This window comes from Stenotrophomonas sp. Sm6012 (assembly GCF_030985895.1).
GTDB lineage: Bacteria > Pseudomonadota > Gammaproteobacteria > Xanthomonadales > Xanthomonadaceae > Stenotrophomonas > Stenotrophomonas forensis.
On the sequence record NZ_JAPTFX010000028.1, the window covers coordinates 1 to 19552 of the forward strand.

The following is a 19552-nucleotide window of genomic DNA, read 5'->3' on the forward strand; positions in this document are numbered from 1 at the left end:
CCCATAGGGCGCGTCGGGATGAAGCAGACACATCCGCTCCGCTGGCCGGCGGGGCGAAGCCCCCGGCGCTGTGGCTGTTGCTCTTCGCTCTTGGCTTTTCCTCAGATCCGAATGGATCCGTGCGCCCTTCGGCGCACCCTCAACCTTTAGGTTTGAAAAACCTAGAGCTCTAGAGCCTAAAGCCTGCAGCGAATTTTGACAGACGTATGGCATCGACTTCTTTCATTGAATCAACGCGTTGCTGCGATATAACTAGAAAATTAGCGTCATCAATCGCCGCCCCATTTGTCACTGATCGCCACCCCTTCCCAGCCACGAGTGTCACTGATCGCCTCCCCGGTTTCGTAAACCGTCACTGATCGCCGCCCCATCCGTCACTGATCGCCGCCCTCGATGTCACTGATCGCCGCCCCCTGATTTACGGGACTAGTACGCACTTCTTGCATCGCGGCTTGACGCCGTGCCACGTGGATTTAGTGTCGTACATGAACATTCCAAAGACCTCCCCCGAAAGCCCCGGACATCTCGCTGATGCCACTCGCGCCGACAAATTTCCCGAAACCTTTACCCAAGTTCCCATTGCGTTTATCCGCAGCGAGCTATTTAGCGTGGCGAAAACCGGAAAGAAGCGTGACAGCGTGGCACGTCAGGACGACGACGCTACTAAGGTGATCGCTTTTGAACGAGGTTCGCTGGGCATCGACATTCAATGCCAAGGCCCGCACCTCAATCAGGAACACTTGCTGGCCTGGCAATCCACCATATATCTGGGACGCCTCATCAATGGATTATCCGGCGAACGGTTCGTCGTCCCTGCTGCCGAAATCCTACGACAAATGGGCAGGGACTACCGAGATCAGGACCAACGCGATTCTTTGTGGGATTTGCTTTCAGACCTCCAAGGTACCCGCGTGTTCCTGACCTCCCATCGCAGCCGCTACGTTGGATATCTGCTTAATTCAGTTCAAAAGGATGAAGTGACGAAGATGCTCTCTATCCGTCTCAACCCGGATCTTGCGAAGCTTCTAGACAACGAAACGCTGGACAACGACATCATGCGCATGGCCAGCCTTGGCCGAAACCTGCTTGCCATGTGGCTGCATAACTACTTCGCCAGTTGGTCTTCTTATCGCAACGTGAGCGTCCAGGAGCTTCATGGGCTCTGTGGAACGAATTTGGATCTACGGCGCTTTCGCTACCGGGTGAAGGAAGCTGGCGCGAAGCTTGAAGCTTGCAAGCGCTCCTACATCACCAAATTCCGAGTTGGCGATGACGATGTGGTCTACGTTGAAAAGAAGCCAACCAAGGTGAAACTGTTGAAGCCCGAGACCCTGCCTGGTGTCGAACGCTCCAATGCTCAAACCGATGCCGCCCGTAAAGCAGCGGCAGCTCGCGCCGTGGTAAACATGTAAGAGAAACGGCGCCCTGGGGCGCCGTTTTAGTTGCCTTAAATGGATTTCATCAGCTTAGTCGTCATTGCCTGCTCCCATCTGACGTGCAAGCTTTCGAAGCTGCGACCTGACATTGAGGCGTTGGCGCGGGTCACCATCCGACCTGCCAGTCGTCAGTACACGGGGCTGTCCGTTATGCGCAACCAACAATCGCAGGTGCCCGGACGCATGGTTCGAGACGGACACGACGGCCAAGCCTTCTTGGCGAACCATCGTCTCAACGCAGCGCCGCCACTTACGTTCATGCGACATGGCGCACCTCCGTCTTCCGCCGAAGAGAAACCTTGGTACGCTTGGTACTACCCGAGAACAGCTTCGCGCCGCCCCGGAGCGTCTCCATCCGCGGCCTTGCTTCGCGATAGACCTGACTCGGCTGCGGGTCAGGCTTACCCTTCTGCGCGCAACGGATCCGGCGCCGTGCGATGGCCATGTACTGGGCTTCCAGCTCGAAGCCGATGAAGCTGCGGCCCGTCCTGGCAGCTGCCACGCCCGTAGTGCCCGATCCCATAGTCAGGTCCAGCACCGTGTGTCCCGGATTGGAGTAGGTCTTGATCAACCACTCCATGAGGGCCACGGGCTTTTGCGTGGGATGCCAGCCACGCTCCCAGGAGAAGAACTGAACGGAACGCGGATACCGCGTGCCACTGTTCTTGGCAGCCTTGCGCGGCATGCCCGCCATGCCGCCAGCTTGCCCGCCGCTGTACATGCCAGTCGAAGCAGCAAACGGCTTGCCGCCGACCATCTGCGGGTTGTAGCGAGCCTGCTTGCGGCAGAACACCAAGATGTCTTCATGCACCTTCATCGGCTGGCGCTTGGCCAGCAGCGGATTGGTGCCATTGGACTTCTCCCACACGATCGTGTGGCGCAGGTGCTTCAACCCATAAGGGTTCGACTGAGCCAGAACGAAGGTGAAGGGAGATTGCGCGGTAAAGACGAACACGCACTCGGGCGTACCGACGCGATACAACTCCTGCCACATCGTGGCCAGGTCGATGACCGTGTCCCACTTGCAGCCCGTGGTGCCATAGGGCAAGTCGGTCAGCACCAGATCGACGGAGGCGTCCGGCAGCTTTTTCAGCTGGGCGAGGCAGTCGCCGCGGGTGAGGGCAACAGAAACGCCACCGCCCGCAAGGGCAGTGGTGCGACAGGTGGAACGGGGAAAACGACGAGCAGCAATCTCCACGATGAGGGCCTATAAGACCCACCGCGCAAGGGCGGTGGGGCGATAGGCGATCGCGAGAAATCTCTTCCAGCCGATTGCTGGGTTAGAGCACTGTCCCGGACGTTACCGGGCACTTTTGAGCCTCGTCATAGCCGGCCTTGCGGTACCGGTCGAGCCCCCTTTGTAGCCCAGGGCCATTGGCACAGATGTGACTCTGTTGGGCAAAGCGTACTCCTGCTGCACCCCGACATTCAACGGGTGCCTGCCCGGACCAGCACTGCCAATTTGTTGCTGTTTAATAGGGTCAATGTATTTTCCTTGGCGACATTTATGCAGCCCCATCAAGCATTTGTGCGATAACTAAACGAATGCAAAACGGCCCTCAGAAGAGGGCCAGTTGCGGAGGCGTAAGCCGGACTTGTTCGCCCAGTAGCCATAGGATCTGGGCGCGGCACCGGCCGATGTGGTGGGACACGGCACGAAGCGCGTCTGCCAGCCCTGCTTCCGGGCCAGAGACCCGATAGGCAATGCCCAGATCGTAGTTGGACAACGCGTCCAGTCGGCGGGCGCGCAGATCATCATAGCGCCGGATGTAGCGTCGAAGCTCATCCTGGTACTCGCCCAGTGCTGCGGGCAGTTGCTCGCGGCGGCTGTTCTCGTTCTCCGACAGGTCAGGCCACAGCAGGGCGTTCAACTGATGCCAAGGTTCGATGTCGTCTGGGTTCGGGAAGGCTTGGGTTATCTGCTCGATACGGGCGGTGTCTGCGCTGGCACGGAGCTGGGCAACTTCGGATTCAAAGCTCATGGCGGTCTCCTTCGGGTGGGAGACCAACGAAGCTCGGGCGAACATGGGATCGGGCACCGTAGGGCGGAACATCGTGGAGCAGGCGACTCCGAACCGTAGGTTCGTCAATGACGCAGCCCTAGGCTGCGGCGTCGCCTTGCGCGGGCACACGACCGTGCTGCCGTGTGTCGAAACCCGACGGGATCGCTAAGATGGGGTCGAGCCCTATATGTCCGAGAAGAGCCAATGGTCGATCAGTCCCTACTTGAGCGTCTTGAAACCCTGATCGACTGGGATGACATGCAACCGGAAGAGAAGTACGAGGCGTGTCGCCAGGCAGGTTTACTCGTCTTGTTGAACAAGGGTGTGGGTGCCTACACCTACGAAGAACTTGAAGCTGAGTCCATAACCAATCGGGAAGACTTGGAGGACACCCTCGGCTACTACATCACCGACCCTGACGACGCGACTGGCTACTACTACAACATTTCGGATATCGACCAAATGCGGGGCGATGAAGTGATGCCACTGTTGTGCGATCTATTCTCCGAACTGGAGGCTGCTGACGAAGCCGACTTCGACGATTGGTTGCGCGCCTTCATCCATCGAACACGCTTGGGGCAGATTGCTGGCCAAAGAACATCGACAACTGAGCCAGGCGAATTGTGAGTAAAGTTCACTAGGCTTCCGGATCTAGTTGTCCGAAGTACGCATGCGCCGCTTCATAGGGTGGCCGCACTAATCGATCCATGGCCTCTGGGTCTAGCGGTGACAGCGACATGGCCACCCCAAGCGCGAGTTGGGCAAACACCAGGATGTTGTCCACGGCGTGGATCAGCTCGTCCCACTCGATGGTGATGTCGCCCCAGGCGTCGTGCTGGGTGTAGATCGCCAACACCTCCTTGCCACCGTGGACTAGGCCAGACAGGTCCTTGTAGTGGCTCTTTACTGTCCGTAGCAGCTTCTCTTCATCCCAGCCCAAGTGTGAGGCGGCCTCCTTAGCCACATCGGCCAGATAGCGCTTGTTCTTTCCGCGGTTTGCGATCCTTCCGGTACGGCGGAAGGTGGCGACTTCTCGTTCGCTGGCCGCCTTTGCAAAGAACGCTGCTCGCAAGACGTACTCCATCTGAGCCCGCTGCATGATCATCGCAGCCACCCACGACTTCTCAGGCTGATTGATGAGCAAGGCATAGATAGCCTCGGCCGTGTCCATTGAAGCCAGCACGAGCGGCAAAACGGTGGCCGTGCGCTCAGAGCCGATATGGCCCATGTCAGACAGGGTGTTGCGCGTCTGGTGCAGGACCTTCAACGCATCGCTGCTTCGCTGGCGCAGGTTCTTGGAGTCGGCCATGGTTCCCCCTTTTGGGGGAAGTGTGCCGCACCTGAAAGTGGATTTCCTGCCAGACCAACGAAGATGCCGCCGCAACCGGTGGTTGCGTCAGCGGAAAGGAGTGGAGCCGCCCTGTCCTTCCTGGACGGCGAGCTTCACGGCCACACCAGACGAATGTCGGTGGTGGTTGTTCCGATCTGGCTACGCAGGCGGCAACGTTAGGATCTCCGAGTTCGGAGCTGGCGGCCATCGGCTCGCCGCCACGTTTCTTGTCAGAGAAATCCTCGGTAAGTCGTCAGCCTCATGCGCTACACGCACGCGCCGCATTGGTCGACTCAGACAACATATCCACGGACGGAGCTGCGACCGACAGGTCGCAGGATGGGTCAAAGACCCCAACAAACGCATTTAATCGATAGGTTCATAAGTTTGCTTGTGGTTTCGCAGGCTCAGGGGTTGCCGAAATCGGCTTAGCTGCTTGCATGGATGAACCTTCCCCGGCTCCCCATCCATGAAAGCCATTCTTGCTGCACTACTGCTGTGTTTCGTCCTGCCTGCGGGCGCCATGACGGTCTCGCCCATGAGCCAGGCCCTGGAATCCACAGCCGCCACAGGATCCATCCGGATCCAGAACGATGCGAAGGGCAAGAAGCGCTATCAGATCGTCGTGGACCGCATGTCTGTCGGTCCGACGGGCCAGAAGGTCCTGACGCCTTCCAATGACCTGACGTTCTTCCCCTCGTCGCTGATCGAGCTAGCGCCGGGCAAAGTCCAGACCTTGCGCTGGAAGCGGAGCAACCCGGGCTCTGCGCAAGAACAGGCCTACCAGATCCGAATTACCGAACTGCCCCTTGATAGCTCCGATGCTGTATCAGGCGGACTGGGCGTGAACGTTCCCATCCCGCTACGCATGATCAACACCTGGGTGTTCGCGCCGCCTGGAGCCAAGCCCAGCTTGAAGTTACAGCGGGAAGACGGGTTTCTGGTCTTCCACAACGCCGGCACCGCCACGGCGCCGGTCTCGAAGGTTTCCTACGGTGGTCAGTCCGTTCCGGGTACGCACTTCGTGCTGCCAGGAGAACGCTTGTCATTGAAGGTGGAAGCCTCGTCTGCCGGAACAGTCAGCTTCCTTGGTCGAGGTGGAGTGCCGCAAACGCTTCCCGTGGAGTGAGCCATGAAGCGCTCCGCGTCGTTCCTTCTTGCGTTGCTGTTCGCCTTCCCTGCTTGGGCCGAAGAGACCTTGGTGTTGGTGGTCGTGGACGGTAAGCCGGTGAGCGATGAGCCGCGGATGCTTGATCCTGCAGAGCTGGCGTTCACGCCTACCGAGTGGCAGGCATGGGGTGCCGTCGTCCCCAGGGCGCTGCGCTCACGCGATCAGGTGTCGGCCAAGGATCTGGGCGTGGCCGTGGACTACGACGCTTTGGCGGCCGAAGTCCGAATCGTCATTCCCGCCTCCCTGCGCCCCGGCAAGAAGTTGGGCTACGCACCCCAACTCCCCGAAGCCGTGTCACCCGCACCCAAGGGGGTGATGGTGGACTACGACGTGGCGGCTGTCGTCCATGGTGATACGCGCAGATTGTCGCTGGGCCATGTCGCGCGATCGGGCGTTGGCGGTGGCGTGCTGACCACCACGGGACAAGCCAATTGGCTGGACGGCCAAGGTGAGTACATCCGCGGCACCACGACGTGGCAACGTGACAACTTGAAGAGCCGCACGTCGCTGCAACTGGGCGACGTGGGGGTGGCCAGCAACGGCCTGAACAACCCTGCTGTTCTGGGTGGCGTACGCATGGGCACTGATCGCCAGCTGACCCGCTACGGCGGGGGCTACGACATCCCATTGATTGGCGGCCTGGCTGATACCCGCTCCACGGCCGAAGTTCTGGTCAACGAACATCAACGGGCAACGGGACAGGTTCCGCCCGGCCCCTATGAGCTGTCGCCCGGCATCGCCGTTCCGGGCCTGAACCACGTGGAAGTCATCCAGCGCGATGAGTTCGGCCGCGAACAGTCTTTCTCGCGGTCGTTCTACACCCACCCCGACTTGCTGCGTCAGGGCAACAAGGAATGGGACGTGGCCGCAGGTACCGTGCGCACCAACCCGACGGAAGCCCACTATGACGGCTGGGCCGTCCAGGGCTCTATGCGCTATGGCCTGTCCGATCGCTGGACGGTCGGCACCACCACCCAGGCCGGCAAGGCCGGAGAGGAAGGGGGACGCAACCTCACGCTGCAGAACACCGTATCGCTGGGTAAGGCGGGCCTGGTCCAGACCGATGTGTCGACCAGCCAGCGCCACGATGGCGCACGCGGCAATGCTTTCCGCGTGGCTTATGAACGCCGTAGCCCCAACTGGTCCATGTCGGCTTCTCACCTGCGCAAGTCGGACGACTACTGGGAGATTTCCCAGCTGCAGAACAGTCCCTTCCGGATCCAGTCGCAGACCACCGCCGCCTTGGCCATCCATCCAAAGGGCGGGCCGTGGCGAGCCACACTGTCGTATTCCGACATCCGCCACAACGACCGCCGCCGGTTGCAGCAGGTCGCGGCCATCGCGTCCTTGCGCCAACAGCGTGCCACATGGCTGCTGGGTGGAAGCCACGACCTGCAAACAGGCGACAACCAACTGTTCCTGGGCGTCCAACTGCGCACCGACCGCGGCAACGTCATGGCCACGGCCAAAGCTGCTCCGAACGTCGGCCCCAGTGTCGATGCCATGTACAGCGGCCGGACTGAACTTGCCGGCCGGGACATGCGCTATCAGGTGGGCGGCACGCTGGGCGACACCTCCCAGGTCTATGGCCGCGTTGACACCAAGGTGGCGGGCGGTGACTTGACGCTGGAAGCTCGCCAGCTTCGAGGCCAGCCCCTGCTAATCCATGGCCGTTATGCCAACTCCGTTTGGATCGGCGAGGGCAATGTCCTCAATGGTCGCGGCTACAACCCCATAGGTTCGTTCGCGCTCGTGGAAGTGCCTGGTCAGGCCGGGATCGATGTCCGTGGTAGCAACCGACCCACGACGACCAACCGCAAGGGTTATGCGCTCGTGTCGGGCCTAAACGGCTTGACTCCCTCTCCGGTGGTGATGGACGCAGACCAGTTACCCATCGATCAACAGATTGAGGACAGCCAGCAAACGGTCGTGCCACCTCGCAAGGGCGGCGCCAAGGTGGTGTTCCCCTTGACTACGCAGACGGCTCGTCAGTGGGAAGTGCGGCTGGGCGAGACCTACGCGCCTGAGGCTGCGCGGGTTGTCTCCGAACAGGGTGAAGTCTTTCTTCTGGGTGCGCGTGGCGTGCTGGTGTTGGAGAAGACCGCCACGACAGCAACGCTGGAACACGAAGGCACGAAATGCGAACTGGTACTGCCCAAGGAAGGAGGCATCGTCGTCTGCCAGCCTTGACGAGGCCAACTTCTTTGCTTGACTGAAACCAACCATCGGGCTGAACAGCTTCGATGTGCCTCCCCCTCAATAGGATCTCCCCCAATGAAGAAGATTTACCCTCTTACGCTTGCCCTTCTGGCAGCACTCGTCACGGCTCCGGCCTTCGCCAACTCTGCAACTGGGACTGTGACAGCCAACGTGCCATCCACGTGCGAAATCACGTCTGTGGATAACGTTCACGGAGACCTGTCCCAGCACAGCTCTCAGATCCAGACCGGCGGCAACATTCAGGTCATCTGCAACAAGGATGCTGGTTACAGCATCACAACCTCCACGGTCGATGCCAACGGCCGTTTCTCCATTGCCGCAATCTCGGGAACAAGCGGCGCGACGATGGAGGTAGAGCTGCGCGAAACGGTGACCGGTGGTAGCTGGTCGAACAGCGACATCATGGGTGGTACGGGCACTGGCCTGACCCAATTCATCCCATTCCAACTGGTGTACAACCCGACCGGCGGCCCGCTTCCGGCGTATGGCTTCTACACCGGCTCGTTGACCTTCGATCTGACCTCGACGTTCTGACGCGACCGCTCTCCCCTCTTCGCTTTGCCAGACTGTGCGAACGGGGAAGTCTCATAGTCTGGTGGACTCCCGGAGCAATCCGGGGGTCCTTTGTCATCGGGGATAGAGGTGGATAGCAGCCTCGGCCAACTGTTTGCCGCGTTCGGCTATTCCTTCCTCGTCCCACGTCTCACGTCCCATCAGGGATCCGTTGAGGCGCAGCACGGTGTGATCGATGAATATCTTCTTCTTGGTCGTGTAATCCTTGTTCTGAGCCTGGCGGTTGACCGACAGGTTGAGCAAGGTCAGGTTCCCCAAGGTGGGGATAGCCTTGCTGCGGCGTTGAACATCTTGCTGGTGCGAAGACAGCGCGCCACCTGTCTGCTCCAACAATCTGGCTGCGTACGCCTCAGTGGACGTACCCTTGCTGCCATTCTTCAGAGGCCAATGCTCATACCAGGATTGCGGCATGACGTGGTCGATGTCCAGATTGGAAAGATCTGGAATGGTGGGCTCTTCGGTCTTTTTCGTCAGGCGCAACCACCCTTCCAACTCGGTCAGGATCATGCGGCAACGTGGCGCGTCAAGAATGCTTGTCGACAGCCCGCCGTACAACGCTGCCGTTTGTAGGGCGTGCGAGAACACAGCGTCATCCGGCCACACAGAAGCAGGGACTGTCGACTGGCCCAGCAGTGCGCGCATCGCCGCGTGGGTCTGGCTTCCCTGGCTCCACTGGCGCAGGACTGACATGAAGAAGTTATTGTAATTCTTCGGCGTGAGCCCACAGATCGCGCGCCGCACGATGTAAGAGACGATGTCGTTGAAGATTAGCGTCTTCTCTGCATCGTCAATGTCGGCAGTGGAAACCCGCAGCGCCAATGGGTGCGTGGTCGTGGTGTCGAATGGCCGCAGACGGTCGCCGAACCTGGCCACAGGCATGGCGCCCTTGCCGGTACTCAGCTGCAAATAGTGCTTGCCGTAGAGGTCCAGCATGTCCAATTGCTGTGTGGCTGTCCGACCCTGTCCGTAGTTCTTGAAATCAACGTACAGTCGCGACAGATCACCATCTTGGCCAGTTTCGGCTCGAATAGCTGAGAAGATTAGCCATTCCAGGCGCGGCTTGGTCATGCGGCCTCGCCGTTCCGGTTGCTTCCACTTTTCGGCGTCTTCGAATTGCTGCCACTTTTCCTTGTAGAGGTCCTGCTGGCTTTCCGTCTTGCGGTCCACCGTCATGAACAGATAGTTGCGAATGAGATCCGTGGCATGGAGTTCTTCACCACGCCCATTCAAGGTCTCGAAGATCACTTGGGCGTCATCGCCCTTCTCCAACTTGATCATGACCACTTTCAAGTCAGACAGCACGGCCATGATCAAGGCCTCGAACGCTGCTTCATTGCCCCCGTTCGCCCGCACCCACTTCTCGGCTTGCTCTGCGAAGTACCAGATGGCGTCCAGCGCAGGCGGGTGAACGATGGAGTTGACCCGGAACGAACCATGCTTTGTATAGTGAGCCGGATACTTGGCCTTCAATTCCTCACGGCTCTTGGCCGTCATCGCCTTGATGAAGTCTTCCTGGTCGGAGAAGGTCGGCCAGACCTTGAAGACCTCCACCTCTGCATCATCCATCGTCGACGGGTTCGGATTGTCCATGACGGCACCCAAGAATGAGTCCACGCCGTCGACCTTCATTTCTCGGCTTGCAAGCCGGATACCGGCCAGGATGTACTGCAGGGTCGTCAGCCGCTGCTGCCCATCGATGATGTGGTACGTCTCCACACCTCGCAGACCAGACTTGTCTTGTGGCTCCACGACAATCGCACCCAGGAAATGGGGAGCTGGGCCACCGCCTCCCAAGCGCTCCACCGCCTTGTCCACAATGTCCGCCCAGAGCAAGGGCCATTGCTTTCGCACCGACCAGACATATGGTCGCTGGTAGAAGGGCACCTTGTACTGCTTACGGTCCTGAAAGACCTGTTCGATCGTCCACGTATCCGACTTCATCCCCACTCCGGTTGCCACCCCTGACAGCCCATTATGCCCCCGGGGGTCGCTCTCAGCGATGAGACAGAACCTTGGTCGCAGGCCTTGAGATGGCTCCGGAGCAGGATCCACAAGCAGGCATAGCCCCGCGATACCTTGCCCCGGTATCCTCGACACGTTCAACGCCCATGGCCCTTTTGTCCACAGCCCCAACCGGACAGCCCTGGACAGGGCGGCGAACCACTATTAGGGGAGCGCACCACGGTATGGCCGACTACCAGTCCACGGACATTAGCGTTCAGGCGAAGCAGGACTTCTTGAAGTCACTGACGGCCAATGTCACCCCGCTCGCCGCGGTGTCCGAGCTGATTTGGAACGGCTTTGACGCAGGCGCCCAGCACGTCAAGGTCATCTTGGAGCCCAACGAACTTCAGGGCCTTCATGCCATCCGTGTTTCAGACGACGGTGATGGAATCGACCGAAGCCAACTCGATGCGCTTTTCGGAGGACTTGGCGACTCCTGGAAGGCCAAGACTCAACGCTACAAGGGTCGCGCACTACACGGCAAGAAAGGCAAAGGGCGTTTCCGTGCTTTTGCGCTAGGTGAAAGCGTCGAATGGCGAACGACGTACCTCGATGGCAAGGCGTTCAAGTCGTACACCATTACGGGACGTGCAAGCCAGATGACAGGCTTCCGTGCCTCGCCTACTACGGATGCCGAAACCGATGTCCTCGGAACCGAAGTTGTCGTCGAGAATCTCGAATCCAACTTGCCTTCGCTCACCAAAGACAGTGCGTCCCTCGAGATCACCAAGCAGTTCGCTGCCTACCTCACCGAATCCCCTGGACTGACGTTGTACTACGACGGAGCCAAGATCGACCCGGCTACAGTTCAGAGCCATAAAGAGGACATCCATCTCGGCGATGTCGAACTCCAGGGAGGCAAGCGCGTACCGGTCGCCATCACGATCATCGAATGGTCTGTGCCTACCGATCGCATGTTCGAGCTTTGCGACAAGGCGGGTGTGTCACTCCATGAAGTACCAGTCGGACCACAGATCAAGGCTCCAGGCTACAACTTCACGATCTACGTAAAGAGCGATCACTTTCGTGATCTCGACTCTTCGGGCTCGCTTGCCCTATCCGACCTGAGTCAGGACGTGACAGACATCCTGAGCGCGGTCAAAGGCAAGGTTCGCGAGCATTTCCGGCGCCGCATCCTTCAGCACCGAAGCGAAACAATCCAGCGATGGAAGGACGAGAAGATCTACCCGTACGAAGACAAGGCGGATGTCCACGCATCGGAGCAGATCGAACGCCAGGTCTTCGACATCCTCGCCCTCAACGTCGAAGATCACCTCCCGGCTTTCGATGAAGCCCCCTCGAAGTCGAGGAGGTTCACGTTCCGACTTCTTGCCCAAGCGATCCGGGAGAACCCGGACTCCGTTCGCACGATCATGGATGAGGTACTGAACCTGCGGAAGGATGAGCAGGATGACTTGGCAACACTTCTGCGGAAAACAACGCTGTCCAAGATTATTACCTCTGCCAGGATCGTGGCGGATCGTCTCAACTTCGTCGAGGCTCTTAGCGATCTATTGTTCAACAAAGAGAGCAAGAAGAAGCTCTTGGAGCGCGACCAGCTACACAAAGCTCTGGAAGCCGAATCCTGGATCTTCAAAGAGGACTTCAATCTCGCAGGTTCCGAGAAGACTTTGGAAGCGGCGCTTGCCATTTACATGGAAAAGCTCGGACGACGCGAGGACGAAGATGTCAACAACGACCCTGTCCTTCGCGAAGGTGATAAGGGGGGACGCATAGACCTAATGCTTGCCCGATCGATCCAGCCTACGGAGGGGGCTCACGAGTACCTTGTCGTGGAGTTGAAGAGGCCAAGCCAAAAGATCAACTCGGAAGTGTTGGGCCAGATAAAGAGCTACGCATTTGCTGTTGCTGCTGATGCACGATTTCACCAAAGAAAGACAAAGTGGACATTTATGGTCGTCGCCAATGACATAGACGACTTCGCTCGCAAGGAGATCAAGCAGAAGGATCGCGCGGAAGGGATTGCCTACCAGGCCGACGATTCAAGCATCACGGTCTGGGCAAAGACGTGGTCTGAGATCCTCAACGACGCACGAGCTAGGCTGAACTTCTTCAGCGAGCAGCTCGACTATCAGGCGGACTCAGACAGCGAGTTGGACTACTTGAAACGCGCCCACTCCAAGTACATTCCTGGCGACCTTGCTGAACTGGCAACAGGTGGAACCACTCAAGACGACGTAGAGAACTAACGGATATTCGCCGTCGCCCGACACCCTTCGCGGTAGCGAGAACAACCGAGAAATGGGCCATTGCGCCCATTCTTCTCCTGGATGGTGCCGCGGCGGCACACAGGGCATCGATCACCCGACTTGACCGGCACCTGGATCCTCTGTGATCCGACTGCGCGGGGGCGGGGTTGCCCCGTCGCTTGCTCGGCCTTCCGCTTGAAGTCGCAAGCAGGAAAGCGACTACATCCATGGAAGGCGCCGTACTGCCCGCCTCTTAGCTGCAACACACCATTGCCGCACTTGGGGCACGCCTCCACCGCTTCACCGTCGACCGGATCGATCTTGAGGTGCTCTGCCTTGACCAGCTCGACCAGGAACTGGGAAGGCTGCCCCAGCGTGGTGTAGAAGCGCACCTGCTTCCGGGCGCGGGTCATGGCCACGTAGAACAGGCGTCGCTCTTCGGCGAAGGGGTACGGATCGGGCGCTGGCATGGCCAGCTGCAGTGCGGGATCGTCCTGGATCTGGCTCGGGAAGCCGCGGGTGCCTTGAACCACGTTGAGGACGAACACGTACTCGGCCTCCAATCCCTTGGAGCCGTGCGCGGTCCGGAACTCGATCTTCATTCGATCGCCGAACTGGCGCTGCCACGCTGAGAGCATGGGCGGCTGGTCGTCACGATAGCGACCCAAAAGCATGATGGTGATGTGGCTACCCTTGGCGGAGGTGAGCTTGCCCTCGCAGGCGAAGCGATGCATGCCTGCCAACTGCTCTTCGACATGTCCCAGCATCCCTTCCTTCTGCTGGAATCCATACGCCAGCATGGGCGTCCTAGTCAGCGGGTTGGTGGTTCGCACCGCCTTCTTGATCTGGGCGGGGTTGGCCTGGATGAACCCGCTGGACACGTCGCAAAGATCCTGCGGACAGCGGAACGTGGTGTTGAGCGTCAAGCGCGTGGCGTGGTCGAAGGTCTTCTCGAACTCCGTCATGACGGAGATATCAGAGCCGGCAAATCGGTTGATGCCCTGCCAGTCGTCGCCGACCACGCACAGGTGGGTCTCAACGTCCGGGTTGGCAGCCAGTGCCTTCAGCAACCGGATTCGGGCGCGGGAGCTGTCCTGGAATTCGTCTGCGAGGATGATGGTGAACGGGCTCATGTAAGCCCCTGACTCCACATGCTCAGCAGCCTGGATGAGCATGTCCTCGAAGTCGATGAACTTGCCATCACGCAAGCGGAGCCCCCACTCGGCGGCGATGCGCTCGTAGATCGCCAGATACATGCGCAAGCGTGCGGCGAAGCCATCTTCTGACTGCTCTCTCAGTGCTGCGTGCAACTGCGCATGCGACAGTCCGTTGTTCTTGACATGCTGCTGGAAAACACGGAATGAGCGGGCCAGGTCTTGGTTCGAGACGGGCGGCAGCCCCAGGGATGGACGATTGGGGTCGAATGTTGGCTGGACGCCTCGCTCAATGAGGGCTGCTTCCAGAGTATCCATCCACTCGCCCGTAGACAGCGTGTGCGACGTGGTTTCGACCAACGTCGTTTCCTTCTCAGCGTGGATTTTCCGCTTCCACTTCACCCCGCTCAGGTAATCCTTGAAGTCCTTGGGCGCCTCGCCCTTTTCGTTCAGGGCGAAGTGCTCGTGGTACAGCTGTGCATCGGGGTAATAGAAGTCGGGGAAGTACTGCCGATGATGCTCGGTGGCGGTGTCGTGTTCGTAGGTGCGCTCGTACTCATAGTTCACCCCGCAGTAGAACAGCCAATCGGCGATGACACGCTCTTCCTTGCTCTTGACGATGTCGCCCTTGGCCGTGAGAAAGCCACGCTTGCCATTGGAATAGGCGTCCGGCTCCTGGGGCTGCCCCCATTTGCCCACGTCCCGCCCATAGACGGTCCGGAAAAGGTCCCAGTCTTTCCGGAACTTCGAGTCCTGGGTGCACAGTGTTTCGATGATGTTGCCAACCTCCCGGATATCCGCGCCTGGATTGCTGGGGTCGACCCAAGGCGCCAGTGACGGCTTCTTGCCGGTCGCCTTGGCAATAACCTCGATGCCGAACGCGTGGAAGGTGTTGGAACGCACCTTGTCCACGTCCTGAACATCCCGAAGTTGCTCGGCGATACGTTCCCCTACTTCGTCGGCGGTGGCACGGTTGAATGCCAGTAGCAGGATTTGCTCGGGTGTGGCCAGTCCCTCATGGAGGGCATAGCCCGTTTTGGCAACCATGGTGGAGGTCTTCCCCGAGCCGGCGGCAGCAACCACCATCACCGCATCGTCCATGCAGATGCAGGCGTGGATCTGCTCGTCAGTCAGAGGGTTCTTCTCGACGGTTTCGAAGAAGTGCTTCTGTACTTCGCGCTGCTGAGCCAGGTGCGCGTCGTTCTGGCCAGCCGTGATGTTACGCAGCGACTCAGCCTCGGTTTCGCCCCGCGCGATGGCCTTCCATTCCTCGTGGGTCAGCCCGCACCCGAGGTCTTCGATCTCGCCTGGCAGCATCGAGAGGATGTCCAACAACGAAGACCCACTCTTGGTCCGCGGGCGCATCCTCAGCTGCTTCATTGCGCCGGCCCAAGTCTCATTCCGCCAACTGGGCGCGGGGGTCGAGCGGACATAGCGATCGATTGCGCCCTTGGGCATCCATCGATTAGTGCGATAGCGAGATCTAAACGAACCCACCCAGTTGGCTACTTCGACCTTGAACGAGTCGCGTCGAAGCGAATGCGCCCTGTCGGCCGCAGCGTTGGTGGGCGTCCCTTCCCAGGATGGCCACGCCTTGGCGATCTTCCTCGCTTGGGCAACAGCGCTATGACCGAGCACCTGGTCCCAGCTCACGTTACTCGGAGTGGGCGGCGGCCCCAGGCTCGCCATGACTTCCGCCGCACTACGTCGGTCTACCTGCGGGCCCGACAGTTCACGGGTACCCCGCGCAACCCATGCATCCAGTTCCGCGACCGAGTCTTCCACGAGCTTGGCGATGACCCTGGCCTTCGCTTGATCGAACGACTCGATCATGGAAGCGGCCTTCTCGTTCGGAATGCCATCTACCGATCGCCTGACCGTGCCGGCTGGCGTGTGGAAGGCGAGGTTGCACGTAGCCCAGATGATGCCGGGTCGAACCTCCAGGTGGAGCAAGTTCAATAAGTGGGTTGTCAGCGCTTCACCGTCCGCGACCCGCAGATACACGCTGTCGCCTGTAATGGACAGGGACCATTGACCTGAACCTGTGAAGGTTGCACCGTTGCTAGTGGGACTCCAATACATGCGACCTCAGGATAGCCGGGAGCGCTAGCGGGAAACACGCGCTGCGCCACGCCGGGCCATACGCCAGTTCCAGAACTTCATGCACACCTGATAGGAGAAGTAGATGGTGATGAGCTGCAACGCCATCAGCCCCATCGTGTAGATGCTGCCGAATAGCGTGAAGATCACCCAGAATCCGGTTGCCACTTTCAGCCACCCTCGCCCCAGCAGGATGGCGATGAACATGCTGATGAAGATCATCAGTTGGAACGCCAGTACCGCGATTGTCATGACTCCCCCTAGAACATGCTTCCCTGTGAAGCGGGATTCTCAATAACTGGCGCCGACGTGGACGCCAGGCAGCGCGCGTAGTCCTCCTTTCCCCGAAGGACAAGAATGCGATCAAGCCCACTGTTGTCTTTGCGACGCAGCAGATCCAGCCGCTCGGCATCGCTGCCATCGGACAACATCAAATTGGCTTGAATCTTAGGTTCGTCCCTGCCTCGATCCTGCTCGGTGGGGTAAGGCACGGCCAACCAGCGCCCGTACTCTATGGACGCTCGCGACGCGTGGAGACTGCCGCCTTGCAAGTCGGACTGGACCATGACCACGCCTTGGGCCAAGCCCGCCTGGGTCTTGTCGCGTTGGACAAACTGCTGCGGGATCGCATCACGGCCAATCGGGTACTGACTCACCAGTGCGCCGCCCGCATTAAGGATGTCCTCGGCCAGCTTCCGGTGTTTCGAGGGAGCGATGGTCTGCAGGCCGTGAGCCAGGACAGCCACGGTATGGCCAGCCGCATCGATGGCCTCTTGGTGGGCTATCCCATCGCAACCCAGAGCCAACCCGCTTACCACGCTCCATCCCTGATCCACAAAGTAGCGTGTCATGCGCTGGGCGATCAGCTTCCCGTGCTCGGTGGGTTCTCGTGTACCGATGATGGCTACCGATTTTTCGGGGCTGGGAGCCAACGTGCCGCGCACCCACAGCAGGAACGGGTCATCTTTGGTTGCTGCTAGGAGCTTGGGATAGTCCGGATCCATGGGCGACAGGATGCTGCACCCGCTACGCTCCGCCAGATCCAGTTGTTCCTCAGCCTTGATCAGGGCATCACTCCAGCCACCGCCAGACAGCGCTGATTTCAGCTTGGGAATGTCCGTCGCCAACTGCTCCACAGTCTTGTTGTCAAAGCCAAATACCTGGGACGCTTGGCGCAACGTCGCCGGGCCCACGCCCGACAAAAAGGACATGGCCAGCAGCTTTCCAGTGGCAGGGGAGATCTCGTTCAACTTGCACCTATGGCCTGAGCCAGGGACAGACAACTCACGCTCCGCGCGCCTGCCTCCCTGAGATAACGGTGGGACCACAGCAATGTGGCCCCGGTGGTCACGACATCGTCAATCACAATGACGTGCTTGCCCTGGACGTCCTGAGGGCGGGCGACGTGGAGATTTTCGCCCACATTGGCGAACCGCTGGTCGGCATTCAAATGGTTGCCATGACTGGACACTGCCCCCGGCCGGAAAGCCAGCACGTTGGAACGGAAGGTCACTGTCGGGGCTCGGCGCCCCATGACCACGCGGGGAGGTTGGTAAGCCTCGGCAAACTGATCCAGCAAGCGTTCAAGCCGTGGCGTCCGACCTGGCTTGAACGGCACGACAGTCACTACCGTGTCCGGATTTGCAACCGTATCCATGTGCACAAACCGCTGGATAGCCTGAATCCACTCTTCCGGAAACTCGTTAGCGTCCTTGTGGGCGATGATCTGGTCGGTCAGCGTATGCCAACCCCGTCGAAATCGAATGTCCTCGTACTCGCCGAACAGGCGCCCCATGATGTGGACCGGCACAGGCCGGCCACCAATGGCCCGCGGGAAGAAGTGGTTGACCTTGTCGATCCGGCGCTGCCGACCTTCCAGCCGCTCGCCAGTGATCAGGTACTCCAGCTCCGGCACCCCAAGGTACGGCGAGGCAAGCAATGGTGCTAGCTCTTCGGCGCCCTCAAACAGCGCATCCGGCACCCGTTCCAGCGCATACCAGTGTTCGCTCACGCGCGGCTGCCACGAGGTTTGGTCTATGAAGACCCAGCACCCTGCGCGATATGCACAGACTACGTCAGTTTTCTCGTCACCAACCAATGCAACCTGTTCTCTGCGTCGAATGCCCAGCTGCCGTGCAGCAAGCGCGATGCCTTCTGGATTGGGTTTCGTGTTCCGCACGTCCTCGTACGCCACGACGATATCCCACTCCACCTCAGGGTAGGCCTCTTCCAGCAAGGTCTTCGCGTAATGGCGAGGCGCGCGGGTAAACACGCCCCAACTCATGTCGGGGAAATCGTCCTGCAGGCCAGTTAACTGCTCCTGCGTGTAGAGCAACCTATCATCACGCCGATCGTACTCACGCAGTAGTCCGCGCGTGTACTCACGGCTGGTGTTGTTGACGTTCTCCCGACCTCGGAACCCATCCAAGTCGTTAGTGCGCAGCAACGTATTGTCAAGATCAAACAAGCACAACTGAATGGACACTCCCTTCTCCCCAGAAGGTCATAGAATCATCGCCAACAAGTTGAAGCTGGCTCCCCCCTCGCAACTACACGACTGCCCTTCTTGGGTCAGATCAAACAATCTCGATATTTCTTTGGCCCCGCCTCACGATCAGACAAACTCTCGGATCCGAAGCGACTTGCTCTACCAACTGAGACTCCGATACAAGCTCGGTATCCAACACCCTGTGATCGCACATGTCGCAGCGCCTGTGGCCATCAGGCTCTACCTGCAGCTGATTCAGCCGCACGTTGAGATGGCACGACAAAGCCTTGATTACCTTGCCAGCGTGCGTCATTAGCGTCTTCGTTTCTGGATTGAACTTCATGGCCTGGCTTATCCAATCCACTCATCTGCATCTTTGGCAGAGTCAAAAAGGATCTCGAAATCCTCTCCGTTCCAGATAGCTGGCGCGCACGCCAAACGAGGGTGATATCCCTGATTGCCCCACACAGCGACGATATCCTCAATCAAGTCCTCTAGCCACACGGCTTCGCCCGGCACAAGGTCATCCGGGATCAGGTAGGCCGCAAATGGATTGGGGAAGTTATACGGGTAGTAGTCACGGAACTCCATGACCATGTTCTGGCCATAACCGCGTATGTCACCAAGAAGTTCGATCTTGCCGGTCAATGGGTCTTGGTCCACTCCCACCATGAAGTGCACATCAGGACTCGGCTGCACCGCTTTGATGAGCGGGAAGAACCCTTCATCGACTGCGGCGTTGATTGCGCGCTTCGTTCTTGCTGTCCGGATCACTGGGCAATTCTCATAACCAGACCGTGCTGCTGGCCCTTCGGTCAACTCGACTCCCCACCTTCGAGCTTTCATTTCTTGCCCCCCTGCAT

At 59.3% G+C, this 19552-nt stretch carries 15 protein-coding genes; 6 read left to right on the forward strand and 9 right to left on the reverse strand.

Annotated features, from left to right (window positions below; genetic code table 11):
- Positions 1 to 485: 485 nt before the first annotated feature.
- The gene (locus O0J73_RS07495; protein WP_308308381.1) at positions 486 to 1412 is read left to right on the forward strand and encodes a hypothetical protein; all 927 of its coding nucleotides are present in this window, start codon (positions 486 to 488) and stop codon (positions 1410 to 1412) included.
- A 280-nt stretch (positions 1413 to 1692) separates the two neighbouring features.
- Here the strand turns inward: O0J73_RS07495 and O0J73_RS07500 are convergent, their stop codons facing one another.
- Entirely contained in the window at positions 1693 to 2634 is a 942-nt protein-coding gene (locus tag O0J73_RS07500) for a site-specific DNA-methyltransferase (RefSeq protein ID WP_308308382.1), read from the reverse strand.
- Between the two features lie 361 nt (positions 2635 to 2995).
- The gene (locus tag O0J73_RS07505) at positions 2996 to 3418 is read right to left on the reverse strand and encodes a hypothetical protein (protein ID WP_308308383.1); all 423 of its coding nucleotides are present in this window, start codon (positions 3416 to 3418) and stop codon (positions 2996 to 2998) included.
- A gap of 225 nt (positions 3419 to 3643) precedes the next feature.
- Between O0J73_RS07505 and O0J73_RS07510 the strand changes: the two genes are divergently transcribed.
- Positions 3644 to 4066, forward strand: coding sequence for a hypothetical protein (locus O0J73_RS07510; RefSeq protein ID WP_308308384.1), 423 nt, complete (start codon positions 3644 to 3646; stop codon positions 4064 to 4066).
- A gap of 10 nt (positions 4067 to 4076) precedes the next feature.
- Here the strand turns inward: O0J73_RS07510 and O0J73_RS07515 are convergent, their stop codons facing one another.
- Positions 4077 to 4748, reverse strand: a complete 672-nt coding sequence (locus O0J73_RS07515) for a hypothetical protein (protein WP_308308385.1) — start codon at positions 4746 to 4748, stop codon at positions 4077 to 4079.
- Between the two features lie 490 nt (positions 4749 to 5238).
- On the opposite strand from O0J73_RS07515, the gene O0J73_RS07520 reads away from it, so the two are divergent.
- From O0J73_RS07520 to O0J73_RS07530, 3 genes are all read left to right on the forward strand, one after another.
- Positions 5239 to 5898 carry a hypothetical protein gene (locus O0J73_RS07520; RefSeq protein ID WP_308308386.1) on the forward strand — a complete coding sequence of 220 codons (660 nt, stop codon included), beginning with the start codon at positions 5239 to 5241 and terminating at the stop codon, positions 5896 to 5898.
- A gap of 3 nt (positions 5899 to 5901) precedes the next feature.
- Positions 5902 to 8130 carry a fimbria/pilus outer membrane usher protein gene (locus tag O0J73_RS07525; protein WP_308308387.1) on the forward strand — a complete coding sequence of 743 codons (2229 nt, stop codon included), beginning with the start codon at positions 5902 to 5904 and terminating at the stop codon, positions 8128 to 8130.
- Between the two features lie 84 nt (positions 8131 to 8214).
- Complete coding sequence (locus tag O0J73_RS07530; protein ID WP_308308388.1) at positions 8215 to 8694, forward strand: hypothetical protein; 480 nt, start codon at positions 8215 to 8217, stop codon at positions 8692 to 8694.
- Positions 8695 to 8787: 93 nt separating this feature from the next.
- Here O0J73_RS07530 and O0J73_RS07535 read toward each other — a convergent pair whose 3' ends face one another.
- On the reverse strand, positions 8788 to 10674 hold the full coding sequence (locus O0J73_RS07535) for a DUF262 domain-containing protein (RefSeq protein WP_308308389.1): 1887 nt from the start codon (positions 10672 to 10674) through the stop codon (positions 8788 to 8790).
- Positions 10675 to 10919: 245 nt separating this feature from the next.
- Between O0J73_RS07535 and O0J73_RS07540 the strand changes: the two genes are divergently transcribed.
- The gene (locus O0J73_RS07540) at positions 10920 to 12947 is read left to right on the forward strand and encodes an ATP-binding protein (RefSeq protein WP_308308390.1); all 2028 of its coding nucleotides are present in this window, start codon (positions 10920 to 10922) and stop codon (positions 12945 to 12947) included.
- Here the strand turns inward: O0J73_RS07540 and O0J73_RS07545 are convergent.
- The 5 genes from O0J73_RS07545 to O0J73_RS07565 form a co-directional block, all read right to left on the reverse strand.
- Complete coding sequence (locus O0J73_RS07545) at positions 12944 to 16105, reverse strand: UvrD-helicase domain-containing protein (RefSeq protein ID WP_345784122.1); 3162 nt, start codon at positions 16103 to 16105, stop codon at positions 12944 to 12946. The genes O0J73_RS07540 and O0J73_RS07545 overlap by 4 nt on opposite strands.
- Positions 16106 to 16207: 102 nt before the next feature.
- Positions 16208 to 16453: a hypothetical protein gene (locus O0J73_RS07550; RefSeq protein WP_308308392.1), complete on the reverse strand. Its 246-nt coding sequence runs from the start codon at positions 16451 to 16453 to the stop codon at positions 16208 to 16210.
- Between the two features lie 8 nt (positions 16454 to 16461).
- On the reverse strand, positions 16462 to 17451 hold the full coding sequence (locus tag O0J73_RS07555) for a DNA-processing protein DprA (RefSeq protein WP_308308393.1): 990 nt from the start codon (positions 17449 to 17451) through the stop codon (positions 16462 to 16464).
- Positions 17448 to 18686 carry an HAD-IA family hydrolase gene (locus O0J73_RS07560; RefSeq protein WP_308308394.1) on the reverse strand — a complete coding sequence of 413 codons (1239 nt, stop codon included), beginning with the start codon at positions 18684 to 18686 and terminating at the stop codon, positions 17448 to 17450. Before O0J73_RS07560 ends, O0J73_RS07555 begins: the two co-directional genes overlap by 4 nt.
- A 354-nt stretch (positions 18687 to 19040) precedes the next feature.
- The gene (locus tag O0J73_RS07565; RefSeq protein WP_308308395.1) at positions 19041 to 19535 is read right to left on the reverse strand and encodes a hypothetical protein; all 495 of its coding nucleotides are present in this window, start codon (positions 19533 to 19535) and stop codon (positions 19041 to 19043) included.
- Positions 19536 to 19552: the final 17 nt, after the last annotated feature.